This is a genomic window from Sphingomonas sp. BGYR3 (assembly GCF_025153455.1).
Lineage (GTDB): Bacteria > Pseudomonadota > Alphaproteobacteria > Sphingomonadales > Sphingomonadaceae > Sphingomonas.
This window is the reverse complement of sequence record NZ_JANZNT010000002.1, coordinates 427,032-451,292: the sequence shown is the minus strand read 5'-3', so window position 1 is coordinate 451,292 and position 24,261 is coordinate 427,032. Positions and strand designations below refer to the sequence as shown.

The following is a 24,261-nucleotide window of genomic DNA, read 5'->3' as shown; positions in this document are numbered from 1 at the left end:
CGGATCGCTGCATCGGTCGTTAGGCACCGATGCAGATCGAACCCATCCTCGCCGACATCATTGCCGAAATTCAGCGCGACGCCGCGATCATCGAGGCCGCGGCCGATCGCAAGGATGTGGAGGCGCAGCCCGGCCCCATCGGGATTGCCGTGGCAATGGACGGTGCCATCCTCACCGCCGGGGCGTTCGATCAGCCTTTTCCCATTCAAAGCATTTCCAAGGTGTTCGCCCTCGATCTGGCGTTGCAGCGCTGCGGTGATGCGGTGTTCAAGCGGGTGGGCCGCGAACCGTCGGGCGATCCGTTCAATTCGGTGATCGACCTTGAACGAACCGGCGGCATCCCGCGCAACCCGTTCATCAACGCGGGCGCGCTTGTCGTGTGCGACATGCTGGCGGCGGATGCGGGCGATGGAAACCCGGTGGAAATGCTGGTCCGCGATGCCGTTGGCGACTTGGCCGTCGATCTGAACCAGGATGTGCTGACCAGCGACGGCGACCTCAACCGGGCGATGCTCAGTTTCATGAAGCATCACGACAATATCGAGCAGCCGATCGATCGCGTCCTTGATCTCTATGCCCGGCAATGTGCGCTGACGCTGGACTGTCGCGGTCTTGCCGCTGCGGGCCGGTTCCTGACGCACACCCGCCTGCCTCGCGATGGCGACCACGCGCTGGCCCGCGCGCGGCAGAACCGGACCGTGCTGGCGCTGATGATGACCTGTGGCCATTATGACGGGTCGGGCGACTTCGCCGTCCGGGTCGGCCTGCCTGCCAAAAGCGGGGTCGGCGGCGGCATCCTGGCCATCGCGCCGGAAATCGCCTCCATCGCGGTCTGGTCGCCCAATCTGGATCAGCATGGCAACTCGATCCTCGGCGTGCGGGCGCTGGAAATGCTCGGCCACCGCACCGGCTGGTCGGTGTTCGGTCCGCCGCGCGACTGAACCGCGCTCACCGGCCGCCCGCCGCAAACCCGCTCTGCCCTGTCCTACACGCCCGCCCCTCGGTTAGGGTCCGGGGGCGGCTGGGCTTTGCCGTCCCGATCCAGCAGGGTCGGGGCCAGGGTCAACCGACCGCCTGAAAACCCGTACAAAGTGTCCAAACTGTCAACCGACCTGTCAACGCCGATACCCACCCTTCATCCGCTGAAAACATTCGCCCATTGCCCTTCACCGCCCTGCCGCCCTAGGGGCCAGCCACGATGTCAAAGCCGCCGCATCCCTTCACCCTCCACAATTTCCGCGCCTATTGGCTGGCCCGCCTGTCGGGCACGCTGGCGCAGATGGCGATGGTCATCGTGATCGGCTGGCAGGTCTATGACATCGCCCGTCAGACGATGGGGGTAAAGGAAAGCGCCTTTTACCTCGGCCTGATCGGCGTCGCACAGTTCCTGCCGCTGCTGGTCCTGTCGCTGGTCGCCGGCTGGGTGGCGGACCGGGTGGACCGGCGACTGATCGCCCGCGCTGCACTTCTGCTGGAGGCGGGATGCGCCGCCGCACTTGCCTGGATGACCTGGTCGGGGATCATTGCGCTGCCCGCGCTGTTCACCATCGCCGCCCTGCTGGGTGTCGCCCGCGCCTTTGCCGGACCGTCGCTCAGTGCGCTTGCCCCCAATCTGGTGCCCGCCGCGGTGCTGCCCACCGCCATCGCGATGAGTTCGGTGTCATGGCAGACCGGCGCCGTCCTCGGCCCGGCGCTGGGCGGTTATCTCTATGCCGCCAATCCCGCCCTGCCCTATGCCGTCTCCGCCGCCCTGTTCGCCTTTTCGGTTGCGATGCTCAGCCTCGTTCGTCCGATCAACGCCCAGGGCAAGCCGTCTGGCGGCAATCCCTGGCAACAGATGGTCGAGGGGCTGACCTATGTCCGGCGCAACCGGCTGGTGTTCGGCGCGATCTCGCTCGATCTGTTCGCGGTGCTGTTTGGCGGGGTCACCGCGCTGCTGCCGGTCTATGCCCGCGATATCCTGATGGTGGGGTCGGAGGGGCTGGGCCATCTGCGCGGTGCGCCCTCGCTGGGTGCGGTGCTCGTCGCCATCGGCTTTTCGATCCGGCCCCTGCGCAACAATGTAGGGCAGCGGATGCTGTGGGCGGTGGCCGTTTTCGGCGCGATGACCGCATTGTTCGGTCTGGCCGGACCGATCTTCTACTGGGCGATGGGGCCTGCCGCGATCGGGCATGATTATGCCCCCGGCGTTGCGCTGTCGCTGCTGGCGCTGGTCGTGCTGGGCGCGGCCGACATGATCTCGGTCTATGTCCGCTCCTCGCTGATCCAGCTGTCGACGCCGGATGCGATGCGCGGCCGGGTGGGCGCGGTCTCCACCCTGTTCATTTCCGGATCGAACGAACTGGGCGAAGCGCGGGCCGGATTCTTCGCCGCCGTCATCGGCCCGGTTGCCGCAACCGCCGTTGGCGGCGTGCTGGCGGTGGCGATCACAGGTTTATGGGCCTATATCTTTCCTGAATTGCGCCGGGCACGGAACTTCGAGACGGTCAAAACGCTGGAATTTCCGCCCGTCGAACCGCCAAAGGAGAAGGCCCAATGAAGGCTCAATCGATCCTCGAAACCATCGGCAACACGCCCCATGTCCGCGTATCGCGCCTGTTCCCGGATGCCGAGGTGTGGATCAAGTCCGAACGCTCGAACCCCGGCGGCTCGATCAAGGACCGGATCGCGCTGGCGATGATCGAGGCCGCAGAGGCATCCGGCAGGCTGCAGCCCGGCGGCACGATCATCGAACCGACCAGCGGGAACACTGGCGTCGGCCTGGCGATGGTCGCGGCGGTCAAGGGGTACAAGCTGATCCTCGTCATGCCCGAAAGCATGAGCCTTGAGCGCCGCCGGCTGATGCTCGCCTATGGCGCGACGTTCGACCTGACGCCCCGGGAAAAGGGGATGAAGGGCGCGATCGCCCGTGCCGAGGAACTGGCCGCCGAAACGCCCGGCGCCTGGATCCCGCAACAGTTCGAAAACCCTGCGAACATCGATGTCCATGTCCGCACCACGTCTCAGGAAATCCTGGCCGACTTCGCCGATGCGCCGCTGGACGCGATCATCACGGGTGTCGGCACCGGCGGGCACATCACGGGCGTTGCCGAAACGCTGAAGCAGCATTGGCCGAACCTCAAGGTCTATGCCGTCGAGCCTGCCGCCTCTCCGGTGATTTCGGGCGGCCAGCCAGCGCCCCATCCCATTCAGGGGATCGGCGCCGGCTTCATCCCCGGCAACCTGCATACCCAGTCGATCGACGGGGTGGTCACGGTGGACGCCGCGGACGCCAAGGAAATGGCTCGCAAGGCTGCCCGGACCGAAGGGATGCTGGTGGGGATCAGCTCCGGCGCAACGCTGGCCGCGATCGCGCAAAAGCTTCCCGAACTGCCCGCCGGATCACGCATCCTCGGCTTCAATTACGACACCGGCGAACGCTATCTGTCGGTCCCTGATTTTTTGCCGGAATGAGCCGGGGCGACTCGCACCATTAACCAGCCTTTGCTATGACATAAGGCCATGAGGGGTCAGAGCCGCCGAATCAGGATCAGGACGAAACGATGGATCGGCGTCGCCGCGATGCTGACTGTCCTGAGCATCGCCAGCATGACGCTGGGCGATGGCGATGGCTGGCCCCCGTCGGCCGTCGCCTCGGCTGCCTCGGACGGTCCGGAACCGGGCGTCAACCGGCAACTGTCGGGCATGGTCTGGGCACTGGGCGACGCCCCGATCGCCCCCGCCAGCTGCCGGGCCGCCATGCAGCGGGCGACGCAGCAGTGCAGCGGCAACCACTCCTGCCTGGCCCGCGCCGATCAGCGCCTTGCCCTGTGCGAGGCCAGCGGCCTCTGGCGCGAATAGCAGGGCTGCCCCGGACAGGGGCTTTATCATGACCTCAGTTTCCAGCGTATCCAGCCGCCTGACCGTGGCCGCACTGGCATTGGGGCTGTCGCTGATCGGGGCTCCGCTGGCCTTGGTGCTGCTGGTGCCCGCCCCCGCGCCGGCTTCGGCGCGCGCTCGGCCAGCGACGGGCGCCGCCCGCATCGTGCCCCCCACCCTGCTGCCATCGGTCGATCCGGTCGTCTTTCGGACGGTGGAGGCGGCAGAGGCGCTGCGCATCAACGCCGCCATTCCGTTTTCCACCGCACCCAACCCCCGCGCCGCCCCCTTCCGCTTTTCCGGATCGCCAGCGGACCTTGAGCGCGCACAAGCCTGTCTGGCCGCCGCCATGCTGTACGAGGCAGGGGATGACCGGGAGGCGGAACAGTCGGTGGGTCAGGTCGTGCTGAACCGGGTCCGCCACCCCGCCTTTCCCGACAGCGTCTGCGGCGTCGTATTTCAGGGCTCCGAACGCGCCACCGGTTGCCAGTTCACCTTTACCTGCGACGGCGCATTCGCCCGCCGGTTCAGCGACGACGCATGGCGGCGCGCACTCGGCCTTGCAGGGGCGGCTCTGGCAGGCGCGGTCTATGCCCCGGTCGGCCACGCCACGCACTATCACACCAACTGGGTCGTCCCCTACTGGTCGTCCAGTCTGGACAAGATCGTGGAGGTTAAAACCCATCTGTTCTTTCGCTGGACCGGCTGGTGGGGCACGCCGCCCGCCTTCCGCAAGCGCCGCAGCGGCGTGGAGCCGGTGATCCCGCAACTGGCGGAACGCTTTCCGGTCCATGCCAGCGGCACGGATGCGGCGCTGACCGAAGCGGTGTCAGGCGCGGTCGCGGCGATCCCGGATGCGCTGCTGCCGCGCCCGGTCGAGGCCGAGCCGAACAGTTTTGTCACCGCCATCGACCGCCGCCTGCCAGCCGAGGAGCTGCCGCAACTGGCGGCGCGGGCGTGTGGCGATCGGCCCTATTGCAAGTTCCTCGGCTGGACGGATCCCGCTGCCGTTCCGGTACCGGGCAAGGCGGGATCGCTGGTCGATTCCCCGGCGCTGGCGACCATGTCGTTCAGCTATCTGCGCGATCGCAGCCGGGGGTTTGAAAAGGCGCTGTGGAACTGTGACGAGTTTCTGCGCCCCAATGCTTCCGACTGTATGCTGCGGCGACCGGCACCACGCCCGAAACCTGCCCTGCCGGTCAACCCCGGCCCGGACCCAGCCGCTACGCCGCCGCCAGCGCCGCGCTGATCCGGGTCACCAGCGCATGGGCATCCGCTGATGTCAGGTCGTGGATCGCCGCTCCGCCCGTCCGCCCGGCACCGGCAGTATCAAATCGGACGCTGGCCAGACCGAGCATCCGCTGGATCGGCCCGCGTACCACCGCCGCTGTCTGCATACCGGCAACGGGCAGGATGCAGTGACGCCGAACGATCGCACCCCGCGTGATCCGCACCACGCCATCATCAAGGCTGTAACGGTGAAAGCGCCGCTGCACCCATCCAATGACCAGCGGGACCGCCAGCAGGAACAGCACGGGCCACCACCGTGGCTGTACGGCAATCAGCCCGGCCATGCTGATCAGCGGCAGGCTGGTCAGACTGATCGCGGCGCGCACGCCATGCGCCGGCGCAACGGACTGCAGGCCGGCATCATCCCATTGCGGCAGCTCGGCCACAGCCAGGATCGCGGCAATCTCTGCCGGACGGGCGAGCGGCGCCATGTCCTGAAGCCCGCTTGGATCATCGCTGCCGCCCAGCATCTGAAAACTCAGCGATTGCCAGCCGAGGCGGCCGGTGATCGCGCCCTTGCGGATGACCGCCAGCTGGACCCGGCGATTGGCAATGACGACCTCTGTCCGGGTCGTCAGGCCCCGGACCCGCCGGAAGCGGCCATCGGCAGCGGTGAGGCGGAAGTCATATTGGCGCAGCAGCGTGCGGATCACGCCACTGAGCATTCCGACTAGCAAGGCCAACACGACAAAGCCGATGATCAGCCCAATCGATGCAGCCTGGCGGACCTGTTGCTCCCCCTGCCGGATCACGTCCTTGTAATTGACGTCTCCGAAATCGACGAAGTTGTCGAGAAACTGAAGCCCCGCAAAAATCGCAGCGATCCAGACCAGCGAGAAGCGAAACAGCCCCAGGGTGAGGACGCGGCGCAGCGACATGGCAAAGACGGGGGCAGAGTCCGGCAGATCGGCCGGTTCTGCATCACCATCCGCGATTGACCGATCCGCGACCGACGGACCGCGACGCAACAGGGCGCGCAGGCGGGCGGCCTCGTCCAGCGAGACGCTGTCCAGGACGCCCTCATTCTTGTCGCCCCCGCCCGTTTCGATGCGGACCAGCGCCAGGCCGAGCAAGCGGGCCAGCGGGCGGCGTTCGATCGATACGTCCTGAATCCGCTCCAGCGGGATCGAACGGCGGCTTTTGTTGAGGAGGCCATCGGCGATGACCAATTCGCCATCGCCCAGCTGATAGGTGAACGCACGCCATTTGGCCCAAGCGATCAGACCGATGATCGTCAGCATCACCAGCGGGACGAACAGGACGAGGCCTGTCCCGGCCTTTGACAGCGCGGCATAGAGTGCCGGGATACCGATGAGCGTTTGCGGCAGATCCTTCAGCGCCCGGATCAGGATCGTCGCCGGATGCGTCCGGCGGGGTGCATCCGTCACGCAGCGGACCCGATGCTCTGGCGGATGGCGTCGCGGATCCCCTCTGCCCGGTCGCGGGTGATGCCGGGCAGCGCGACTTCGCTGTCGTCCGTTCCGGCGGTGTGCAGCACCAGCGTTGCGACGCCGCAGGCCCGTTCAATCGGCCCCTGGGTGACGTCGATATGCTGAACCCGCGATACCGGGACGATGGTGTGCGACCGGATCAGCCAGCCGCTGGCGACGTGCAGTTCCCCCCCGGTAAAGGCATGGCCCCACAGCCGCCAGCGGCGGGGTGCACCCAGCGTGACCGAATAGAGGCCATAGAGCAGGATCAGCCCCGGCAGCAGGCCGAAGGGCGGAAATCCGATGGCATCGCGCAGCCGGTCAAAGGCGAACCAGTCCAGCGCGCAGGCACCAAACAGTGCGGGGACGATCATCATCAGCGCATCCACGCGCATCACGGTGATCTGTCCGCGTTCAAGCGGGTCGAGCGGAACGATCGGCAGCGGGTTCATGCCCGGCGATCATGCACGGGCCGGGGCGGCGGCTCAAGCAGGATCGGATGACGGCCGCGCGCCCTATACCGGCAGTCGATAGGGAGCGCGGTAGGCGGGAGTGATCAGGGCGTTTGCCTGTGCATCGTCCTTGAACGAGCCGGCGGCGGCGTCCCAGTGCACTTTTCGCCCGGTGCGCCAGGCGACATTGCCCATTTGACAGACGATGGCGGTGTTGGCCGCGCTTTCGATAGGACAGGCGGGAGTACGGCTGCGATCCTTGACGCAGGCGACGAAATCCGCGGTGTGGCGATCAAGGCCGTTGTCGGAGGCGTTGGTGACGGGCACCGCGGGGGTCAGATCCTTTCCATCGCGGCGTTCGGGGGAGACCCACCATTTGCTGCGATCTACAACCAGCGTTCCGGTTTCCCCGACAAAGGCGACGCCATGGTCGTGCCCGTCATAGGGCCCGCGGCTGATCCCGACGGCGTGTTCCCATTCCACCGAAAAGCCCCCGAAATCGAAGATCGCGGTCTGCGTATCCGGGGTTTCCATGGCCGAATCGGGATAGCCATAGGCTCCGCCCAGCGCGCTGACCGATTGCGGGGCCTGTGCCTTCATCCCCAGCAACGCGATGTCCATCAGGTGGACACCCCAGTCGGTCATCAGGCCGCCGGCATAATCCCAGTACCACCGCCAGCTGAAATGAAAGCGGTTGGGATTGAACGGCCGGAGCGGCGCAGGGCCGAGCCAGCGGTCGTAATTCACGCCAGCGGGTGCGGCCTGATCCGGTTGCGGGGCGACCCGTTTCATCCAGCCCATATAGGCCCATGCCTTTACCTTTCGCACGCGGCCGATGCCGCCGGCATGGACATGGGCGATGGCATCGGCCCAGTGGCGGTTGCTGCGTTGCCACTGACCCACCTGAACCACGCGGCCGTGGCGCTGTTTCGCGGCGACCATGGCGCGGCATTCGGCGATGGAATTGCCCAGCGGCTTTTCGCAATAGGCGTCCTTTCCCGCGGACATGGCGTCGATCAGTTGCAGGGCGTGCCAGTGATCGGGGGTGGCGATGATCACCGCATCGACATTCCGGTCATCCAGCATCCGGCGATAGTCGTCATAGAGCGCAGGGGTGCGGCCCGCGGATTTCGCCAGTTCCGCCCCGCGCCCGGTCAGCACGCCGGCATCGACATCGCACAGCGCAACGGGCGTCACGTCCCCGCCCCTGACCATCGCATTGAGATTGGCCCAGCCCATCCCCTTGCACCCGATCAGGCCGACCTGAAGCCGGTCGTTGGGCGAGGCGCGGCGGCGGCGATCCTGCGCCAGCGCCTGTCCGGCGGGGGTCAGCACCGCAGCAGCGCCAAGGCCGCCCGCAATCAGCGTGCGCCGGTCAATGGCCATCATCCTCTCCCTGTCCCTGTCCTTTCCCCGGATGGTAGCGCCAACACGGGCGAGCGCAAGGACGATGGGCAGAGCGGGTGCAGGCGTTACCCGGCGCAGTCCCCCGGCAACCGGCCATGGGCGCCATCACCGGCGGGGTTGGCGATCATCGGGGCTGGCTGAGCGCGGGCGATGGCGGTTTCGGTGGCGAGCGCGGCGAACCAGGCATCGCGTTCCACGGCGCCGGTGCGGATGGCGGGGGCCAGGCGAGCGGCGTCGTGATCCTCGATCGCGTCGCGTTCCGCATCGGTCAGTCCGCGCTCATAATCAGGTTCGCCGGGCGAGCCGTCCTGTTCCCCGTCGAAATCGGGCGGCGGGGGAAAGCGGGTGCGCCAATCCTCGCTTTCCTCGCACCACCACACCGGTTCGCGGGGCTCCGGCGCGTCCGGCCCATCATCCGGGTGACAGTTTTGACACATTGACCCGGTTTCCGGCGCGGTGTCCGGTACCGGCGGTTCGGGGGCAAGGGCGATCAGGCCCGCCGCCTCTGCCCGCGCCCATTGTTCCGCCGTCCAGCCGGCGCGGGCGGCGGGATCGAGATCGTCGACGGGCACGGGCGCGGCGGCATCCGTCCGGGTGCGCAGCCAGCGATCGGCGCGGGCGAGCGCGCGCACGCCGTCCAGCCCGTCCGGCGCATCGACCCCGGCGGCCCCGATGCGCGCGGCGACGAACAGGGCGGCCCGGCCGGGCGCGGCGTGATGCTGAACCAGTTCCAGATATTGTTCGAAATCGGCGGCGGCCAGGCGGGCGGCGGCATCCTCCCCCGCCCCCGCCCCGGCCGAACGACCGGCGGCGCGGGGCGACCCGGCGGCGAGCGCGGCATCGGCGCGGCGATCCAGCCGGACGAGCATCCGATAGGCCAGGGCATTGTCGTGCCGGTGGCGCGTGGTCATCGCGCCGTCATCATAGGTGATGGTTTCGCGCACGCCGTGAAAGGCGCGGTCCATCAACGTATCGGCCAGCACGTCGCGCGAGCGGAGCACCGCCGCCCGCCGGCCCAGCGCAAAGGCGGCGCCGCGCGCACTGTCCCGCAGGGCATAGGCGCTTTGCCGCGACATCCCGACCAGCGCAGTGGCGCGGGTGACACAGGCCCCCTGCGCAATCGCGACCAGGAATTGCCGCTGCCGTTCGGCCGTCCAGCCATCGGCGTTGCGGCTGTCATCCAGCGCGGCGGGCGGATGAAAGGCGGGCGCGGCGTCGGCGGGGGGATCGTGCGGACCCGACACGGGCTCGACGGGGTGGATGGTGCGGTGATCCATGGCGTGCGGTCCTCATGCCAGATGCAGGGGACCGGTTAGATATGACGGTTTGGGGGGTGTAGGACACATTCAATTTTTGACATTCCGACACCCACTTATCCCCCTGTCGCATGTGACCGAAACGAGAACAGTCACCCTAGACAGCACCCGGCCTCACAATCGACCTCCCTATTGCATGGCATGGAGGATGTGCTATGAGTGAGAGATGGCACGGGGCGAATCATCCTACTCCATCGTGAACGAGGCACAGCTGTATGGCTGGCGTGATCGTGTGCGCGAGATCGAGTCAGAGATGAAAGTTCTCACCGCTGAGCGCCAAAAGCTTCAAAATCTCATCGATATGGCTGAACGGCTTGCAAATGAGGCGGAGATGCTTGCGGCCGCAACCCGCGGGGAATCTCACCCTGGCTTCATCAATGAAACGCTTAGGGAACTTGAAGCCAAGGACGTGTTCCCCAAGGCGATTATGGCCATCGTGGAGCGCCGTGAGGACGGCGCCACATACGATGACATTCGCGAAGCCATTCTGCTCAGTCCCTTGGCTGAGCGGTTCAAGAAGAGTGACAAGGGATTCTACCATGCCCTGCGGCGGTTCAAGCAGAGCGGGGCTCTGGTCGAGTATCACGGCAGCGTGTTCACTCCCGGCAACCTCGCGGCTTTTCTGAAGCTGGTGCAAGCTGGCCTGAAGGAGGACAAGGTTGTCGTCCATGCTGGCCGTGCAACTAAGATGATGGACCTGATCCTTGAAACTATTGCCCGTAAGCCGGGTCTGGTAGCCAAGGAGATCATTGCAGAAATTCGCGGAAGTGATGGCGAGTTGAACGAACGCCTCTCCAACAACGATGGCACGGCTTACAATGCTATCGCCCGCTTCAAGAAGGCTGGTATTGTTGAGGGTTACGGGCACTTGGAGCGGCAGCTTCGGCTTGGCCCGAATGCAAGTGAAGAACTCAAGGCTTTGGCAAGGTCATCCAACGTGGTGTCGATGCCAAAACGAACTGAAGCGCCGAACGGAAATCCCGTTGGCGCTTCAGCAACGGGGCAGGGCGGCAACCCTGACCTATTCGCTCAACCCGCCGGGAAGCGGCAATAGAAGGAAGGACCTAGATGGCTTGGCACGCCACCCGGAGATTACCGGGTAACGGTCGCTAGACCGCCAAAACACCCTGCCCCCTTCCACAAGGGGTAAGAGCACGGCGCGCTGCCATTCCAACCGGTAGCGCGCCGTTGTATGTGTATACTTAGCAATTCCCTTCAAATTCGTCTATAGGCGTTTGAATGGGAAGCACCACGCTTGCCGAAGCTATCTCCTCCAATCGGATCGCTGATTTCGTCGCCCAGGCGGAAGCGGAGGGCATAGGCCCCGCTGATCACGCTCAATTCGAAGCCATGGCGGGGCGCTTCACAGCGACCCAACTAGAAGGTCAAACATCCCGTTCACCCGCCCCCGGTTCGTCGCGCGGAAAGTGAACTCGTCCAGATAGCGCTGCATGTGCTTGGCGCTGATCTGCACATTGGTTGAACGCTCCGACGCCTTGAACAGCCGCCAGAAGCCTTCAACGGTGTTCACGTGAAAGGCTTAGCCGCGGCGGTAATCGCAGTGCGCATATTCCTTGCGGCCGTGGCAAACCACGCCGTGCTGGAACCCGTCGCCGGTGAGTAAGCCATAGGATACCAGTTCGTCGGTTGAAACGGTCGAACCCGGTTCCGCGTTGTCCAGAGCGACGTTGCGCAGCGTGTCCTTCTTCACGTTCGGGATCACAACGGCTTTCATGCGGCCACCGCTTTCGGCGAGGCCCATAACGATGGTCTTGCCCGGAGCGCCACGGCCGCGCTTTCCGCCGGAACGGCGACCACCGACATAGGCCTCGTCCAGTTCCTCGTGACCGGCCAGCAGCGCGACAAATCCCTAGGCCTTGCCGGCAAGGTCGCGGATTTGCTGCCCAATGCGATAGGCGATCTTGTACGTGACGCCAAGCTGGCGCTGGAGTTTCTTGCCGCTCACGCCGTGGCCCGTCGTGCAGAACAGGTACATGGCATAGAACCACGAAAAGGGCGGGCACCGCAGCGCCCGCCCTTTCCGCTTTGCTCATTCCCCTTATGCGGCCAGGAACATCTCCGGCGGCAGGGCCATCAGGCTTTCGGCGCCGCCCTCGATCTTTCGCCGCAGTGCGCCTGCATCCGGCATGATACGTTCGGCGTAGAAGCGGGCGGTGACCAGCTTGGCTTCGAGGAAGGCGCGGTCCACGTCGGCGCCGCTATCCCCGGCCTCCAGCAGCTCTGCCGCTGCCTTTGCCATGCGCAGCCACATCATGCCGACCGCGACGATGCCCATGATGTGCATGTAATGATGCGCGCCGGCGCCGACCTGGTTCGGGTCCTTCATCCCGTTTGCCACGAACCACATGGTCGCTGCCTGTAGCTGGCCCAGCGCCTTTTCCAGATGGCCGGCGAAATCGGCGGTGGCGGGCACGCCCTTTGCCGCCGCGATTTCCTCTGTCACCACCTTGAAGAAGGCCTGAACGGCGCGGCCGCCATTCTGCGCGAGCTTGCGCCCGACAAGGTCCATCGCCTGAACCCCGTTGGTGCCTTCATAGATCATGGCGATGCGGGCGTCGCGGACATATTGTTCCATGCCCCATTCGGCGATGTAGCCATGGCCGCCATAGACCTGTTGCGCGTTGGTGGCGATGTCATAGCCCTTGTCGGTGCCATAGCCCTTGATGACCGGGGTCAGCAGGCTGATGATGTCATCGGCCTGTTGCCGCTCCTCCTCCGTCGCGGCCTTGTGCGCCAGATCGACCTGAAGCGCGCCCCACAGGCACAGGGCGCGAAGCCCCTCTGTCAGGGCCTTTGCCTCCATCAACATGCGGCGGACATCGGGATGGACGAACAGGGTGTCAGCCTTTTCCCCCGGCTCTGCCGCGCCGGTGAGCGCGCGGCCCTGACGCCGGTCGCGGGCGTAGTTGGCCGCGTTCTGATAGGCGGTTTCGGCGACGCCCAGCCCCTGAAGCCCCACGCCCAGGCGGGCGGCGTTCATCATGATGAACATGGCGGCCAGGCCCTTCATCTCCTCGCCCACCAGCCAGCCGGTCGCGCCGTCATAGTTCATGACGCAGGTGGAATTGGCGTGGATGCCCATCTTGTGCTCGATGGAGCCGCAGGTGACGCCGTTGCGCGCGCCGAGCGAGCCGTCGTCGTTCACCAGGAATTTGGGGACGACGAACAGGCTGATCCCCTTTGAACTGTCCGGTGCGCCAGGGGTTTTCGCCAGGACGAGGTGGATGATGTTGCTGGTCAGGTCATGTTCGCCCGACGAGATGAAGATCTTGGTCCCGGTGATCGCATAGCTGCCATCGGCGTTGGGCGTGGCGCGGGTCTTGATGAGGCCGAGGTCGGTGCCGCAATGCGGCTCCGTCAGGTTCATGGTGCCGCCCCATTCGCCGGACACCATTTTGGGCACGTATTTCGCCTTTTGCTCGTCCGACCCCTTGGCCAGCAGGGCGGCGATCGCGCCGTGGGTCAGGCCGGGGTACATGGCAAAGGCCATGTTGGCGGAGATCATGTACTCCTCGAACGCGGTGGCGACGACATGGGGCATACCCTGTCCTCCAAACTCCTCTGGCGCGGAGAGGGTGGACCAGCCGCTTGTCGTGAACTGGGCGTACGCTTCCTTGAAGCCGTCGGGGGTCGTGACGCTGCCGTCCGGGTGGCGGGTGCAGCCCTGTTGATCGCCGGACAGGTTGAGGGGGAAGAGGACCTCGGCAACGAACTTGCCGCCTTCTTCGAGCACCGCGTCGACGACATCGCCGGTCGCGGCGGTGAAGCCGGGAAGGTTGGTGTAGCGGTCGAGCCCGATCACCGAATTGAGCACGAAACGCGTGTCGCGCACGGGCGGAACATAGCTGGGCATGGGAAATCCTACTCCTGGATCGGGTGCTGTTCTAGATAGTCGACAAACTGGTTCAGCTCATCAATCGCGGCGTCAATGTCGCGTTTCTGCGCCTGAAGCAGGGCGACGCGATCGCGGCAGCGGGCGATGGTCACCTTTCGCTGGACCTGGCGACGCTCGCCCACGTCGTAAAGGTCGATCATCTCGCGGATCTCGCCCAGGCTGAACCCGACGCGCTTGCCGCGCAGGATCCAAGCGAGGCGCGCTCGGTCGCGGTGCGAATAGATGCGGGTGAGGCCGCGCCGCTCGGGCGCGATCAGCCCCTCATCCTCGTAAAAGCGCAGGGCGCGGGCGGTGACATCGAATTCCGCACACAGATCCGCAATGCTGAACTGATCGCGGTCGGGGCGCGGGTCGATCGGGGCGAAGCTAGCTATCGCGGGAATCGTTGCCATACCCGCTTTTCTAACTCACCTTTACGTCAACGTCAATCAGCGCAGGGACGCACCCCGTCGGGCAGGCGGAACGCCTCAGCCTCCGCCGCGCGGTCGCTCAGCCGTTCGGTCTGCATGGCGGAGAAGGACGCACGTTCATCCTGACACAGCGCGCGGCAGGCATCGGGCAGTTCGGCTGGAAAGGCGATGCGGTCGCCATCGAACGCGGCATCGAAACGGCACGCCCCCTCCCCCAGCTGAATGGTCAGCCGTTCGCCGGACAGGCTGGCCTCGCCGCGCCCGGCGCAGCGCAGCCCCTCGCCATAATCGACCAGCGCGCCGATGCGGAACCGGGCGGGATCAGATCGATCGCCGCCGGGCAGCGCGGCGAGGCACAGCCGGTCGCTGTCGCGGGCATAGAGGCCAATGGGGCTGGCGCTGGCCGGATCGGGCACCAGGCCGCGATCGATCGCCGCCTGTTCCAGCGGATGCGCGGGTTCGGCAGGCGGCGGGGCGGCGGGATCGGCGCCGCAACCGGCCAGGCCAAGCAGACACAGCCCGGCAAGCGCCGCGCGCATCAGTCCAGCCGTTCCAGCCCGGCCGGCGTGACGCGGCGATAGAAACAGCTTGGCTGTCCGGTGTGACAGGCAGGCCCGGCGGGATCGCAGATCAGCCACACCGCATCCTGATCGCAATCGATGCGGATATCGCGGACGGTGAGGATATGGCCCGATGTCTCCCCCTTTACCCACAGGCTCTGGCGGCTGCGCGACCAGAAGGTGGCGCGGCGGGTGTCCAGCGTGGCGGCCAGCGCATCGGCGTTCATGTGCGCGAGCATCAGCACCTCGCCCGTATCGGCATGGGTGCAGACGGCGGTGATCAGGCCATTGGCGTCCCAGCGCGGGGTCAGCGCCGTGCCCTGTTCAAGCGCGGCAGCGGTCATCGATCCCGCGCCTCGAACCGTTCATGGTCGCGCGGCGCCATGCGGACGGAATAGATGGCGCGATCCTCCTCCATCCAATGATCCAGCACCTCGCCATGCTGAAACAGCCAGGCGGCGCCCGCACCATCGGCGGGATCGAGCGACAGGGTGTAGCGGCGGTGGCTGGCGGTGAGCAGCGAAGCGACCCGCGCCATCAGCGCGTCCACCCCCTCCCCCGTCAGCGCGGACAGCGGGACCACATCGTCGCGGCGCGCGGCCTCGCCCAGCCGTTCCTCCCGCTCGTCCCCGGCAAAGCTGTCGATCTTGTTCCACGCCTCGATCCGGGGGGTTTCCTCTGCCACGCCAAGGTCGCGCAGCACGCCCTCGACATCGGCGGCCTGCGCATCGCTGTCCGGGTGCGCGATGTCGCGAACATGGATCAGGAGATCGGCGGCGATCACCTCCTCCAGCGTCGCGCGGAATGCGGCGACAAGCTGGGTCGGCAGATCGCTGACAAAGCCGACCGTGTCGGACAGGATCGCCTTGTCGATGCCGGGCAGCGCGATCTGACGCAGCGTCGGATCGAGCGTCGCAAACAGCAGGTTTTCGGCCATCACGTCCGCCCCGGTCAGCCGGTTGAACAGCGTGGATTTGCCCGCATTGGTATAGCCGACCAGCGCAATCACCGGCCAGGGCGCGCGTTGCCGCCGTTCGCGGTGGAGCGTGCGGGTGCGGGTCACGCCCTCAAGCTCCCGGCGCAGGCGGGCCATGCGGTCGCGGATCAGGCGGCGGTCCGCCTCGATCTGCGTTTCGCCGGGACCGCCGAGAAAGCCGAAGCCGCCGCGCTGCCGCTCAAGGTGGGTCCAGCTGCGCACCAGCCGCCCGGCCTGATAATCCAGGTGCGCCAGTTCGACCTGAAGCCGCCCCTCTGCCGTGCGGGCGCGTTCGCCGAAGATTTCGAGGATCAGGCCGGTGCGGTCGATCACCTTGCACTTCAGCGCGGTTTCCAGATTGCGCTGCTGAACCGGGGTCAGCGCGGCGTCGAACACCGCCAGTTCGCCCTCAAGCAGCGCGACCCGTTCGGCCAGCTGTTCCACCTGACCCGTGCCGATCAGCGTGGCCGGGCGGGCACCGCGCACGCGAAAGCCAACGCGATCGACCACCTCGATCCCGATTGCCATGGCAAGGCCGGCCGTTTCCTCAAGCCGGGCGTCATTGTCGCGCGCCGACCCGCCCTGATCAGGCAGGACGACGATCGCGCGGGCGCCGCGGGCAAATTCCGCGACGTCCCGCTCAAATCCGGTGGTCAAGCCGCCATCCTCATGCGTCGTCCCCGCTGGCCTGTTCCTCGGCCAGGTTCAGCGGATTGGCCGGCTGGATGGTCGACACGGCGTGCTTGTAGACGAGCTGCGACAGACCGTCGCGCTGCAGCAACATGCAGAACAGGTCGAACGCGGCAATATTGCCCTGAAGCATCACGCCGTTGACCAGGAACATGGTGACGTGTTCCTGTTGCTTGCGCACCGCGTTCAGAAAGATTTCCTGAAGCAGCTGGTTACGCTGATGCTGTTCATTCACCTGAGCAACGATCGGGGCCATATCGACCTGAGCCGACGGCATGATCGTGGAAATCGCGTGCTTGTAGATCAGCTGCGACTGACCATCGCGGCGCAGCAGCACCGAGAAATTGTCGAACCAGGTGACGATGCCCTGCAGCTTCACGCCCTTGACCAGGAACATGGTGACAGGGGTTTTCGATTTGCGAAGGGCGTTCAGGAACAGATCCTGAAGCGAGCTTTGTTTTTCGGCCATGTTCATGCCCTCTGTTCTTGGCGGTGGTTCCCGCATTCCGCCGGTGCCCGGCGTGGTTGCGAACGCCCCCACGGCGTTCGGATCGTCGGAATGTAGGGCGTTGTGAGGGGTGCGTCGAGGGGGGTGGTACGGTCCGGAGGGCGATCAGCCGCATTGCCCCGGCACAGGGCCGGGGTGACTTCGGACGAACCCTCCCCCTAATCCTCCCGCGTTTCGGCGATGCCGAGCAGTTTCAGCTTCCGGTGGAGGGCGGAGCGTTCCATGCCGATGAAGCTGGCGGTGCGGGAGATGTTGCCGGAGAAGCGGCGGATCTGGACACGGAGATATTCGCGTTCGAACGTCTCGCGCGCTTCGCGCAGCGGCGTGCCCATCATCATTGCGGCGCCCATGCCCATGTCGCCTTCGTCCGGGCCGCGCAGCACCTCTGGCGGCAACAGGTCGATGTCGATGCGGGCGACGCGGCTGCCGGGGGCCAGGATGATGGTGCGTTCGACCACGTTGCGCAGCTGGCGCACATTGCCGGGCCAGTCATAGCTTTGCAGCGCGACCATCGCGTCGGGCGAGATCTGCGGCGTGGCGACGCGCCGTTCGCTGGCATAATGGGCGGTGTAATGTTCGACCAGCGGCGGAATATCCTCTCGCCGGTCGGACAGCGCCGGGATGGTCACCGGCACGACGTTGAGCCGGTAATACAGATCCTCCCGGAACCGGCCGGCCGCAATCTCCTCGGTCAGGTCGCGGGCGGTGGCGGACACGACGCGCACATCGACCTTGACCAGCCGCTGGCCGCCGACGCGCGTGAAGCTTTGATCCGTCAGGACGCGCAGGATGCGGGCCTGGGTCGCGACGGGCATGTCGGCAATCTCGTCCAGGAACAGCGTGCCGCCATGCGCCTGTTCCAGCAGGCCGGGGCGGACGAGCTGGCCGTTTTCCTCGACGCCGAACAGCTCCTCCTCCACCCGTTCCGGCGTCATCAGCGCAGCGGAGATGACGACGAAGGGCGCCTCTGCCCGCTGGCTCCAGCTGTGCAGCAGGCGGGCGGCGACTTCCTTGCCGACGCCAGGGCCGCCGGAGATGAGCACGCGGCTGCCGGTCGAGGCGACCCGCTTCAGCGTCGCGCGCACGCCGTTGATGGCGGCGGACGTGCCGGTCAGGTCATCGTCGCGGCCGATCGAGGCGCGCAGGGTTGCAACCTCGCGCCGCAGCCGTTCGGTTTCGGTGGCGCGCTGAACGAGCAGGAGCAGGCGTTCCGCCTCGAACGGCTTTTCGATGAAATCGGATGCGCCCCGGCGGATCGCGGCGACGGCGGTGTCGAGATTGCCGTGGCCGGAAATGACGAGGACGGGGATGGACGGATCGCGCCGCTTGAGTTCGTCGAGCAGCTCAAGCCCGTCGAGGCGCGACCCCTGAAGCCAGACATCGAGCAGGACGAGCGAGGGGCGGCGGGCGGCGATCGCGTCCAGCGCGGCATCGCTGTCCGCCGCACCGCGCGTTTCATACCCCTCATCCTCCAGCACGCCGGCGACCAGTTCGCGGATGTCCCGCTCATCGTCCACAACCAGAATATCAAGCTTCATCTTGTGTCCTAAGCGCCTGTTCGAGTGAGCCGCGGCGAGGGGTCCTCGGTCGCGTTGCCCGGTTCTTCGCCCGCCAGCCCGGCCAGCAACTGAGGATCGAACCGAAGATTGACGATGGTGCCCCCGCCGGGATTGTCGGCAAAGGCCATGGTGCCGAAATGCTCCTCCACGATCTTTTTCACGATGGCGAGGCCAAGGCCGGTGCCGCGCGCGCGGGTGGTCATGTACGGTTCGATGATCCGGTCCCGCTCCACCGGCAGGCCGACGCCATTGTCGCTGACGGTGATTTCGACCGCGTCATCGGGATGGGCGATGGTCACCGCGATGCGGCCCGGGGGTGCATCGTCGGGCCGCGCCTCGATCGCTTCGACCGCGTTCTTGACGATGTTGGTCAGCGCCTGACCCAGCTGACGCCGGTCGCAGACCAGCGTGGCGGCGGGATCGGCCGCGTCGATGGAAAACGCGATCTCGCCATGCGCCACCTCGTGCAGGAACACCGCCTGGCGCGCGATATCGACCAGCGCCTCGTCCCGGAACACGGGTTTCGGCATCCGGGCAAAGGAGGAAAACTCGTCCACCATGCGGCGCAGGTCGCCGACCTGCCGCACGATGGTTTCGGTCAGGCGGCCGAACACGCCGTCATCCTCCGCCAGTTGCCGGCCATAGCGGCGTTGCAGGCGTTCGGCAGCCAGCTGAATGGGGGTCAGCGGGTTCTTGATTTCATGCGCGATGCGCCGGGCGACGTCGGACCAGGCGGCGCGGCGCTGATCCAGCAGTTGCTGCGTGATGTCGTCGAAAGTGAGGACGCGGCCATCCTCGTCCCGGGTGATCTTGACCGCCAGCGTCCGCGCCTCGCCCGCCGCCACGATCTGAGCCACGCCGTCGCGCGCGCCCTCTGCCACCAGCCGGTCGAGTTCCGGCGCGATGCCGGCCAGCGGCTGGCCGATGGCGGTCGCCGCATCGGTGCGCAGCAGGTTCTGGGCCGAGGCATTGAGCAGGCGGACATGGCGATGCTCGTCGATCGACACGATGCCCGCACTGACCCCGGACATCACCGCCTCGATCAGGGCGCGGCGCGATTCCAGTTCGGCATTGGCCGTGACCAGTGCGTTGGTCTGTTCCTGAAGCCGGCCCGTCATCTGATTGAACGCATTGGCCAGCGTGCCGATTTCGTCGTCGGAACGCACATCCGCGACCCGGGCATCCAGATCGCCGCCCGCGATCCGGCCCGCCGCATCGACCAGCGCCCCCACCGGCCGGACGAGCCGGTCAGCCACGGCAAGCGCCACGAACACGGCAAGCCCGACGATCAGCAGCGACACGCCGATCAGCGCAAGGTTGAAATTGAGCTGAAGATCGCGCGACCGTTTTCGCAGGGCGCGATAATCGGCAACCGCCGCCTCGGCCCGCTGTTTGCGGGCCATCAGTTCGCGTGCGCCGACCACGCGGCCAGAGGCAACGAAATAGGGCGTGCCGGGTACCGGCGCGAGCGAATCCACCCGTTCCCCGCTGACCCGAACGATGCTGGGCTTGCCCGCCTGAATCTCACGGACATCCTCTAGCCGGATGTTGCCGGCAAGGCCGCGTTCGTATGGGTCGAGCAGGGCAAAGGTCAGGATTTCGCCCTGGGGCGACACGCTGAACACGATGGATTCGGCAAGGCTGCGCTGAAGGACGCTTTGGCCGAAGATGGTCACGAATTCGGGCGTGTCGAACCCGTAGCCGCTGGACAGGACGTTCGCGATATCCTTGGCCAGCGCAATGTTTTCGCGGTCCACCCAGCGGGTCATTTCGACATAGCTGTCGTTCGCCAGGCTGGCGGCGCGTTCAATCATGTCGCGGGCGCGATCGGAGTACCAGAATTCGACGCCATACTGGAACAGGAGCGAGGCAAAGACCGTCACGAACAGCATCGGCACGCTGGCCAGTACCGAAAACAGCGCGACGAGGCGGACGTGAAGCCGCCCCGAACCACCGATCGGCGAACGCGCGGCACGGCTGCGCGCCACCCGGCGCCCGAGCAGCACCAGCAGCGCCATCCACGGGATCAGGTTGGCAACCAGCAGCAGCGCAACGACCGACGGGGAAAGCAGCGCCTCCGGCGTACCGCGGCGGACGACGGCATAGGTGACGCCAACCATGGCCAGCGCGGCGGCGAGCACGCCATATTCGATGAGCGGCGTCACGGCCCGCCCGAAACGCGTCTTTTGAGGTTCAGCGATCACGCCGGAATCCGCCATCGTGACATTGCTACAACAGGATCGTGGCAGAGAAAACACAGTATTTGCCGCGAAAGGCGGCGTCTCACCCCGGCGGGATGGGGCGGGCGATCAGTCCCGGCCGGCCTTTCGGTCCTGCACCGGATCGAGGCCGATCTGATCCAGCCGTTTGCGCAGCGTGTTGCGGTTGATGCCGAGGACGCGGGCGGCGCGGACCTGGTTCTGGCCGGTACGGGCCAGGATCGCCTGAAACAGCGGGCGCTCGACGGCGGCGATCAGCCGGTCATAGAGGCTGCCGTCCTGAAGCGCGGCGGGGTTTTCCATCGCCAGCCGGTCGAGCCAGCCAAGCACGGCATGATCCACCCCGGCATCGGTGACCGGCGGCATCTGGGCCGGGGCATCGCCGAATGCAGCCTGAAGATCCGAAACGCCGATCACATCGTCCCGGCCGAGCGCGGCGAGGCGGCGCATCAGGTTTTCCAGTTCGCGCACATTGCCCGGCCAGTCATGCGCCTCCAGCAGCCGCAGCGCCTCTTCCCCCAGCCGCTTGTGCGGCAGCCCGGCATCGGCGGCGCGATCGAGGAAATGGCGGGCGAGCAACGGCACATCCTGTCGCCGTTCGCGCAACGGCGGCATGGCGATCGGCACGACGTTGAGCCGGTAGAACAGATCCTCGCGGAACTGACCGGCGGCGACCTGTTGCGCCAGATCCTTGTTCGTTGCCGCGACGATGCGGACATCGGCACGGATCAGGCGGGAGCCGCCGACCGTGGTGAATTCGCCCTGTTGCAGCACGCGCAGCAGCCGCGTCTGCGCCTCCATCGGCATGTCGCCGATTTCGTCGAGGAACAGCGTGCCGCCCGCCGCCTGTTCGAACCGGCCCGCCTGACGCGCCTGTGCCCCGGTAAAGGCGCCGCGTTCATGGCCGAACAGCTCCGCCTCAATCAAATCGCGCGGGATGGCGGCGACGTTGATCGCGACAAAGGGCGAACGGCGGCGCGGGCCAAGATCGTGGATCGCGCGGGCCACCAGTTCCTTGCCCGTCCCGCTTTCGCCGGTGACCAGCACGGTCAGATCGTTGGCGACGACGCGGGCGATCACCCGGTACACCTCCTGCATCGCGGCAGAGCGGCCGATCAGCGGCAGGGCGCGGTCGGCATCGTCCAGCGGATCGGCGGCCGCCCGCTCGCCCCGCGCCAGCGCGCTGGCGATGGTGGCCGACAGCTGATCGAGGTCGAACGGTTTGGGCAGATAGTCGAATGCCCCCGCCTCGTTCGCGCGGACGGCAGTGGACAGCGTGTTCTGTGCCGAAAAGACGATGATCGGCAGGTCCGGCACCTCTGCCCGCATCGCGGCCGCCATTTCGATCCCGTCGCCATCGGGCAGGACCACATCGGTCAGCAGCACATCGGGCCGCCGCCGGGCCAAAGCCGCGCGCATTTCGGCCAGCGATGCCACCGCCTGTACTTCGTGCCCCGCCCGTTTCAGCGATTGCGACACCACCATGCGGATCGCGGCGTCATCGTCGACGACCAGCACCGTACCGCTCATGCCGAAGCCCTGGGCAGCAGCAGGCGGAATACGGTCATCTCTGGCTCTCCCTCACGCGAATACTGGACGAAGCCGCCCATCTGGCCGATCAGTTTTTCGACGAGCGGCAGGCCCAGCCCCTTCCCCTCCCGCTTGCTGGACACGAACGGTTCGAACAGATGTTCGGCGATATCGGCAGGCGCGCCGGGGCCGTTGTCCATCACCAGCAATTCGATGGGCAGCGGCATACGCGGACGGCCGCCGCCCAGATTGACCGACATGCCATGGCGATAGGCGGTGGCCAGGATCAGGCGGGGATTGGCCGTGGTTTCAAGGGCTTCGGCCGCGTTCTTCATCAGGTTGATCAGCACCTGAACAAAGGCGTCGCCATCGATCAGCACGGGCGGCAGGGAGGGGTCGAAGCGTTCCTCGATCGCCAGATGCCGGGCGAAACCGGCCTCGGCCACATGGCGGGCATGGGCGAGCAGCGGATAGATGTTGGTGGGTTTCAGGACCGGCGGGCGGGTGTCGGTGAAATCCTGCATCCGGTCGATCAGCGCGGCGATCCGGTCAACCTCTGTCGTGATCAGGCGGGTAAGCTCGCCCTGGCTTTCCGCATCGCCGCCCGCGCTGCCCAGCAGCTGTGCCGCGCCGCGGATGCCGGACAGCGGGTTCTTGATCTCGTGCGCCAGCATCGCGGCGGCACCGATAGCGGCGCGCGCGCCCGCGCTGCGATCCGCGGCCGGCCCGCGGCGGCGCGAGGCGGCGGCATGGGTGATGCTGACGATCCGCCATCCGGGATGATCGGCGATCATCACTTCCTGAAAATCGGCGCGGATGCGGCCGCCGCGCCGCAGCGTCAGATCGATGTCGAACGCGGCAAAGCCCCGCCCCTCGCCCCGTTCCTGATACCCGTCCGGCAGGATGACGACCCCGTCCAGGCCATGGCCGCGCATCGACCGTTCGGACCGGTTGAGCATATGTTCGGCAGCCGCATTGGCATGGACGACATCGCCGCCCGGCCCGATCACCAGCGTCGCCACCGGATTGGCCGCGAACAGTTCGGCAAAGCCCGGGCCGGCCGGTGTCGGCACCGGCTCCGCCCGGACCAGCCGTTTCAGGCCGCTGCGCGGGAGCGCCATGGGGCGTAGAATTCGTCGATCATGCCCAGCACGACCTTGCCATCGGCTTCCTGATTGACGCGGTTGCGGAATTCCGCCGAGCCGTGCAGCCCGCGGGTGTACCAGCCGATATGCTTGCGCATCAGGTTGACGCCGGTGACGTTCCCGTAATGCTCCAGCATCATGTGGTAATGTTCGACGATCAGCGCGTGCTGTTCCTCCAGCGTGGGATCGGGCAGGCGGCGGCCATCGGCGAACCAGGCCATCATCTGATTGAGCAGCCAGGGTTTGCCATAGCTGCCCCGGCCGATCATGATCCCGTCGGCGCCGGATTGTTCCAGGGCGGTTTCCGCATCCTCGATCGTGCAGATATCGCCATTGACGATGACGGGCAGGTCGATCGCATCCTTTACCCGCCGGACAAAGGCCCAGTCGGCATGGCCCTTGTACATCTGATTCCGGGTGCGGCCGTGGACGGTGATCATCTGTGCGCCCAGATCCTGCGCGATGCGGGCCAGTTCCGGCGCATTCAGGCTGCCATGATCCCAACCCATCCGCATCTTGACCGTGACGGGCACCTTCACCGCCTTGACCACCGCCTCGATCAGGCTGGCGGCGAGCGGCAGATCGCGCATCAGGGCGGAACCGGCGTCGCCGTTCGTCACCTTTCGCACCGGACAGCCCATGTTGATGTCGACGATCGCCGCGCCGCGATCCTCGCTGAGCTTTGCCGCCTCGCCCATTTCATAGGGGGTGCAGCCGACCAGCTGCATCGACACCGGCTCCTCGGACGGATCCCATGCGGCCTTTTGCAGCGATTGACGCGTTTCGCGGATCGCCGCCTGGCTGGCGATCATCTCGGTCACGTTGAGGCCGGAGCCATAGCGGCGGACAAGCGTGCGGAACGGCAGGTCGGACACGCCGGTCATCGGCGCCAGCAGCACCGGTTGGTCGATCCGCACCGGGCCGACATGGATGGGAGCGAGTTTCTGCATGAAATGTGCCTGAAATTTAGGCATTCCGATACAGGGGGACGCCGG

Annotated in this window: 21 protein-coding genes and 1 pseudogene; 6 read left to right on the top strand and 16 right to left on the bottom strand. The window is 66.4% G+C overall.

What is annotated here, in order from left to right:
• Nucleotides 1–29 precede the first annotated feature (29 nt).
• The 5 genes from glsA (at nucleotide 30) to NYR55_RS14020 (ending at nucleotide 5,107) form a co-directional block, all read left to right on the top strand.
• The gene (gene glsA, locus NYR55_RS14040) at nucleotides 30–941 is read left to right on the top strand and encodes a glutaminase A (RefSeq protein ID WP_260022174.1); all 912 of its coding nucleotides are present in this window, start codon (nucleotides 30–32) and stop codon (nucleotides 939–941) included.
• Between the two features lie 257 nt (nucleotides 942–1,198).
• Entirely contained in the window at nucleotides 1,199–2,539 is a 1,341-nt protein-coding gene (locus tag NYR55_RS14035; protein ID WP_260022173.1) for an MFS transporter, read from the top strand.
• Nucleotides 2,536–3,453 carry a cysteine synthase A gene (gene cysK, locus NYR55_RS14030; protein WP_260022172.1) on the top strand — a complete coding sequence of 306 codons (918 nt, stop codon included), beginning with the start codon at nucleotides 2,536–2,538 and terminating at the stop codon, nucleotides 3,451–3,453. Before NYR55_RS14035 ends, cysK begins: the two co-directional genes overlap by 4 nt.
• A gap of 108 nt (nucleotides 3,454–3,561) precedes the next feature.
• Nucleotides 3,562–3,840, top strand: coding sequence for a hypothetical protein (locus tag NYR55_RS14025; protein WP_260022171.1), 279 nt, complete (start codon nucleotides 3,562–3,564; stop codon nucleotides 3,838–3,840).
• A gap of 28 nt (nucleotides 3,841–3,868) precedes the next feature.
• Nucleotides 3,869–5,107: a cell wall hydrolase gene (locus NYR55_RS14020; protein WP_260022170.1), complete on the top strand. Its 1,239-nt coding sequence runs from the start codon at nucleotides 3,869–3,871 to the stop codon at nucleotides 5,105–5,107.
• On the opposite strand, the gene NYR55_RS14015 is transcribed toward NYR55_RS14020, so the two are convergent.
• From NYR55_RS14015 to NYR55_RS14000, 4 genes are all read right to left on the bottom strand, one after another.
• A complete protein-coding gene (locus NYR55_RS14015; protein ID WP_260022168.1) occupies nucleotides 5,082–6,536 on the bottom strand; it encodes a PH domain-containing protein in 1,455 nt (484 codons plus the stop codon). The two genes, NYR55_RS14020 and NYR55_RS14015, sit on opposite strands and share 26 nt — an antisense overlap.
• Entirely contained in the window at nucleotides 6,533–7,030 is a 498-nt protein-coding gene (locus NYR55_RS14010) for a PH domain-containing protein (RefSeq protein WP_260022166.1), read from the bottom strand. The genes NYR55_RS14015 and NYR55_RS14010 overlap by 4 nt, the downstream gene beginning before the upstream one ends.
• 63 nt (nucleotides 7,031–7,093) lie before the next feature.
• On the bottom strand, nucleotides 7,094–8,416 hold the full coding sequence (locus NYR55_RS14005) for a Gfo/Idh/MocA family oxidoreductase (protein ID WP_260022164.1): 1,323 nt from the start codon (nucleotides 8,414–8,416) through the stop codon (nucleotides 7,094–7,096).
• Between the two features lie 86 nt (nucleotides 8,417–8,502).
• Complete coding sequence (locus NYR55_RS14000; RefSeq protein WP_260022162.1) at nucleotides 8,503–9,714, bottom strand: hypothetical protein; 1,212 nt, start codon at nucleotides 9,712–9,714, stop codon at nucleotides 8,503–8,505.
• Between the two features lie 235 nt (nucleotides 9,715–9,949).
• Between NYR55_RS14000 and NYR55_RS13995 the strand changes: the two genes are divergently transcribed.
• The gene (locus NYR55_RS13995; RefSeq protein ID WP_260022161.1) at nucleotides 9,950–10,807 is read left to right on the top strand and encodes a hypothetical protein; all 858 of its coding nucleotides are present in this window, start codon (nucleotides 9,950–9,952) and stop codon (nucleotides 10,805–10,807) included.
• A gap of 309 nt (nucleotides 10,808–11,116) precedes the next feature.
• Here the strand turns inward: NYR55_RS13995 and NYR55_RS13990 are convergent.
• The 12 genes and pseudogenes from NYR55_RS13990 to dusB all read right to left on the bottom strand — a co-directional run.
• A pseudogene (locus NYR55_RS13990) lies at nucleotides 11,117–11,764 on the bottom strand (IS1595 family transposase); the annotation flags it as partial.
• A gap of 48 nt (nucleotides 11,765–11,812) precedes the next feature.
• Nucleotides 11,813–13,627: an acyl-CoA dehydrogenase C-terminal domain-containing protein gene (locus NYR55_RS13985; RefSeq protein ID WP_260022160.1), complete on the bottom strand. Its 1,815-nt coding sequence runs from the start codon at nucleotides 13,625–13,627 to the stop codon at nucleotides 11,813–11,815.
• Between the two features lie 8 nt (nucleotides 13,628–13,635).
• The gene (locus NYR55_RS13980; RefSeq protein WP_260022159.1) at nucleotides 13,636–14,061 is read right to left on the bottom strand and encodes a MerR family DNA-binding transcriptional regulator; all 426 of its coding nucleotides are present in this window, start codon (nucleotides 14,059–14,061) and stop codon (nucleotides 13,636–13,638) included.
• A gap of 32 nt (nucleotides 14,062–14,093) precedes the next feature.
• Nucleotides 14,094–14,618: a hypothetical protein gene (locus tag NYR55_RS13975; protein WP_260022158.1), complete on the bottom strand. Its 525-nt coding sequence runs from the start codon at nucleotides 14,616–14,618 to the stop codon at nucleotides 14,094–14,096.
• Entirely contained in the window at nucleotides 14,618–14,983 is a 366-nt protein-coding gene (gene hisI, locus NYR55_RS13970) for a phosphoribosyl-AMP cyclohydrolase (RefSeq protein WP_260022157.1), read from the bottom strand. The genes NYR55_RS13975 and hisI overlap by 1 nt, the downstream gene beginning before the upstream one ends.
• On the bottom strand, nucleotides 14,980–16,272 hold the full coding sequence (gene hflX / locus NYR55_RS13965) for a GTPase HflX (protein ID WP_260022156.1): 1,293 nt from the start codon (nucleotides 16,270–16,272) through the stop codon (nucleotides 14,980–14,982). Before hflX ends, hisI begins: the two co-directional genes overlap by 4 nt.
• Before the next feature lie 10 nt (nucleotides 16,273–16,282).
• Complete coding sequence (gene hfq, locus NYR55_RS13960; RefSeq protein WP_260022155.1) at nucleotides 16,283–16,780, bottom strand: RNA chaperone Hfq; 498 nt, start codon at nucleotides 16,778–16,780, stop codon at nucleotides 16,283–16,285.
• Nucleotides 16,781–16,971: 191 nt separating this feature from the next.
• Nucleotides 16,972–18,351 (bottom strand): sigma-54 dependent transcriptional regulator, encoded by a 1,380-nt coding sequence (locus NYR55_RS13955; RefSeq protein ID WP_260022154.1) that lies wholly within the window; start codon nucleotides 18,349–18,351, stop codon nucleotides 16,972–16,974.
• Nucleotides 18,352–18,359: 8 nt separating this feature from the next.
• On the bottom strand, nucleotides 18,360–20,576 hold the full coding sequence (locus NYR55_RS13950; RefSeq protein WP_260022153.1) for an ATP-binding protein: 2,217 nt from the start codon (nucleotides 20,574–20,576) through the stop codon (nucleotides 18,360–18,362).
• Nucleotides 20,577–20,681: 105 nt separating this feature from the next.
• The gene (gene ntrC, locus NYR55_RS13945; protein ID WP_260022151.1) at nucleotides 20,682–22,121 is read right to left on the bottom strand and encodes a nitrogen regulation protein NR(I); all 1,440 of its coding nucleotides are present in this window, start codon (nucleotides 22,119–22,121) and stop codon (nucleotides 20,682–20,684) included.
• Nucleotides 22,118–23,242, bottom strand: a complete 1,125-nt coding sequence (locus tag NYR55_RS13940; protein ID WP_260022149.1) for an ATP-binding protein — start codon at nucleotides 23,240–23,242, stop codon at nucleotides 22,118–22,120. Before NYR55_RS13940 ends, ntrC begins: the two co-directional genes overlap by 4 nt.
• Nucleotides 23,218–24,216 carry a tRNA dihydrouridine synthase DusB gene (dusB, locus tag NYR55_RS13935; protein WP_260022147.1) on the bottom strand — a complete coding sequence of 333 codons (999 nt, stop codon included), beginning with the start codon at nucleotides 24,214–24,216 and terminating at the stop codon, nucleotides 23,218–23,220. Before dusB ends, NYR55_RS13940 begins: the two co-directional genes overlap by 25 nt.
• Between the last annotated feature and the right edge of the window lie 45 nt (nucleotides 24,217–24,261).

Bases quoted from the DNA above. Each gene is read 5' to 3' on its own strand.
- dusB (WP_260022147.1), bottom strand. From the start codon at position 24,216: ATGCAGAAACTCGCTCCCATCCATGTCGGCCCGGTGCGGATCGACCAA.
- NYR55_RS13985 (WP_260022160.1), bottom strand. From the start codon at position 13,627: ATGCCCAGCTATGTTCCGCCCGTGCGCGACACGCGTTTCGTGCTCAAT.
- ntrC (WP_260022151.1), bottom strand. From the start codon at position 22,121: ATGAGCGGTACGGTGCTGGTCGTCGACGATGACGCCGCGATCCGCATG.
- NYR55_RS13980 (WP_260022159.1), bottom strand. From the start codon at position 14,061: ATGGCAACGATTCCCGCGATAGCTAGCTTCGCCCCGATCGACCCGCGC.
- glsA (WP_260022174.1), top strand. From the start codon at position 30: ATGCAGATCGAACCCATCCTCGCCGACATCATTGCCGAAATTCAGCGC.
- NYR55_RS14025 (WP_260022171.1), top strand. From the start codon at position 3,562: ATGCTGACTGTCCTGAGCATCGCCAGCATGACGCTGGGCGATGGCGAT.
- NYR55_RS14020 (WP_260022170.1), top strand. From the start codon at position 3,869: ATGACCTCAGTTTCCAGCGTATCCAGCCGCCTGACCGTGGCCGCACTG.
- NYR55_RS14000 (WP_260022162.1), bottom strand. From the start codon at position 9,714: ATGGATCACCGCACCATCCACCCCGTCGAGCCCGTGTCGGGTCCGCAC.
- NYR55_RS14035 (WP_260022173.1), top strand. From the start codon at position 1,199: ATGTCAAAGCCGCCGCATCCCTTCACCCTCCACAATTTCCGCGCCTAT.
- NYR55_RS13975 (WP_260022158.1), bottom strand. From the start codon at position 14,618: ATGCGCGCGGCGCTTGCCGGGCTGTGTCTGCTTGGCCTGGCCGGTTGC.
- hisI (WP_260022157.1), bottom strand. From the start codon at position 14,983: ATGACCGCTGCCGCGCTTGAACAGGGCACGGCGCTGACCCCGCGCTGG.
- NYR55_RS13940 (WP_260022149.1), bottom strand. From the start codon at position 23,242: ATGGCGCTCCCGCGCAGCGGCCTGAAACGGCTGGTCCGGGCGGAGCCG.
- cysK (WP_260022172.1), top strand. From the start codon at position 2,536: ATGAAGGCTCAATCGATCCTCGAAACCATCGGCAACACGCCCCATGTC.
- NYR55_RS14010 (WP_260022166.1), bottom strand. From the start codon at position 7,030: ATGAACCCGCTGCCGATCGTTCCGCTCGACCCGCTTGAACGCGGACAG.
- hfq (WP_260022155.1), bottom strand. From the start codon at position 16,780: ATGAACATGGCCGAAAAACAAAGCTCGCTTCAGGATCTGTTCCTGAAC.
- NYR55_RS14005 (WP_260022164.1), bottom strand. From the start codon at position 8,416: ATGGCCATTGACCGGCGCACGCTGATTGCGGGCGGCCTTGGCGCTGCT.
- NYR55_RS13955 (WP_260022154.1), bottom strand. From the start codon at position 18,351: ATGAAGCTTGATATTCTGGTTGTGGACGATGAGCGGGACATCCGCGAA.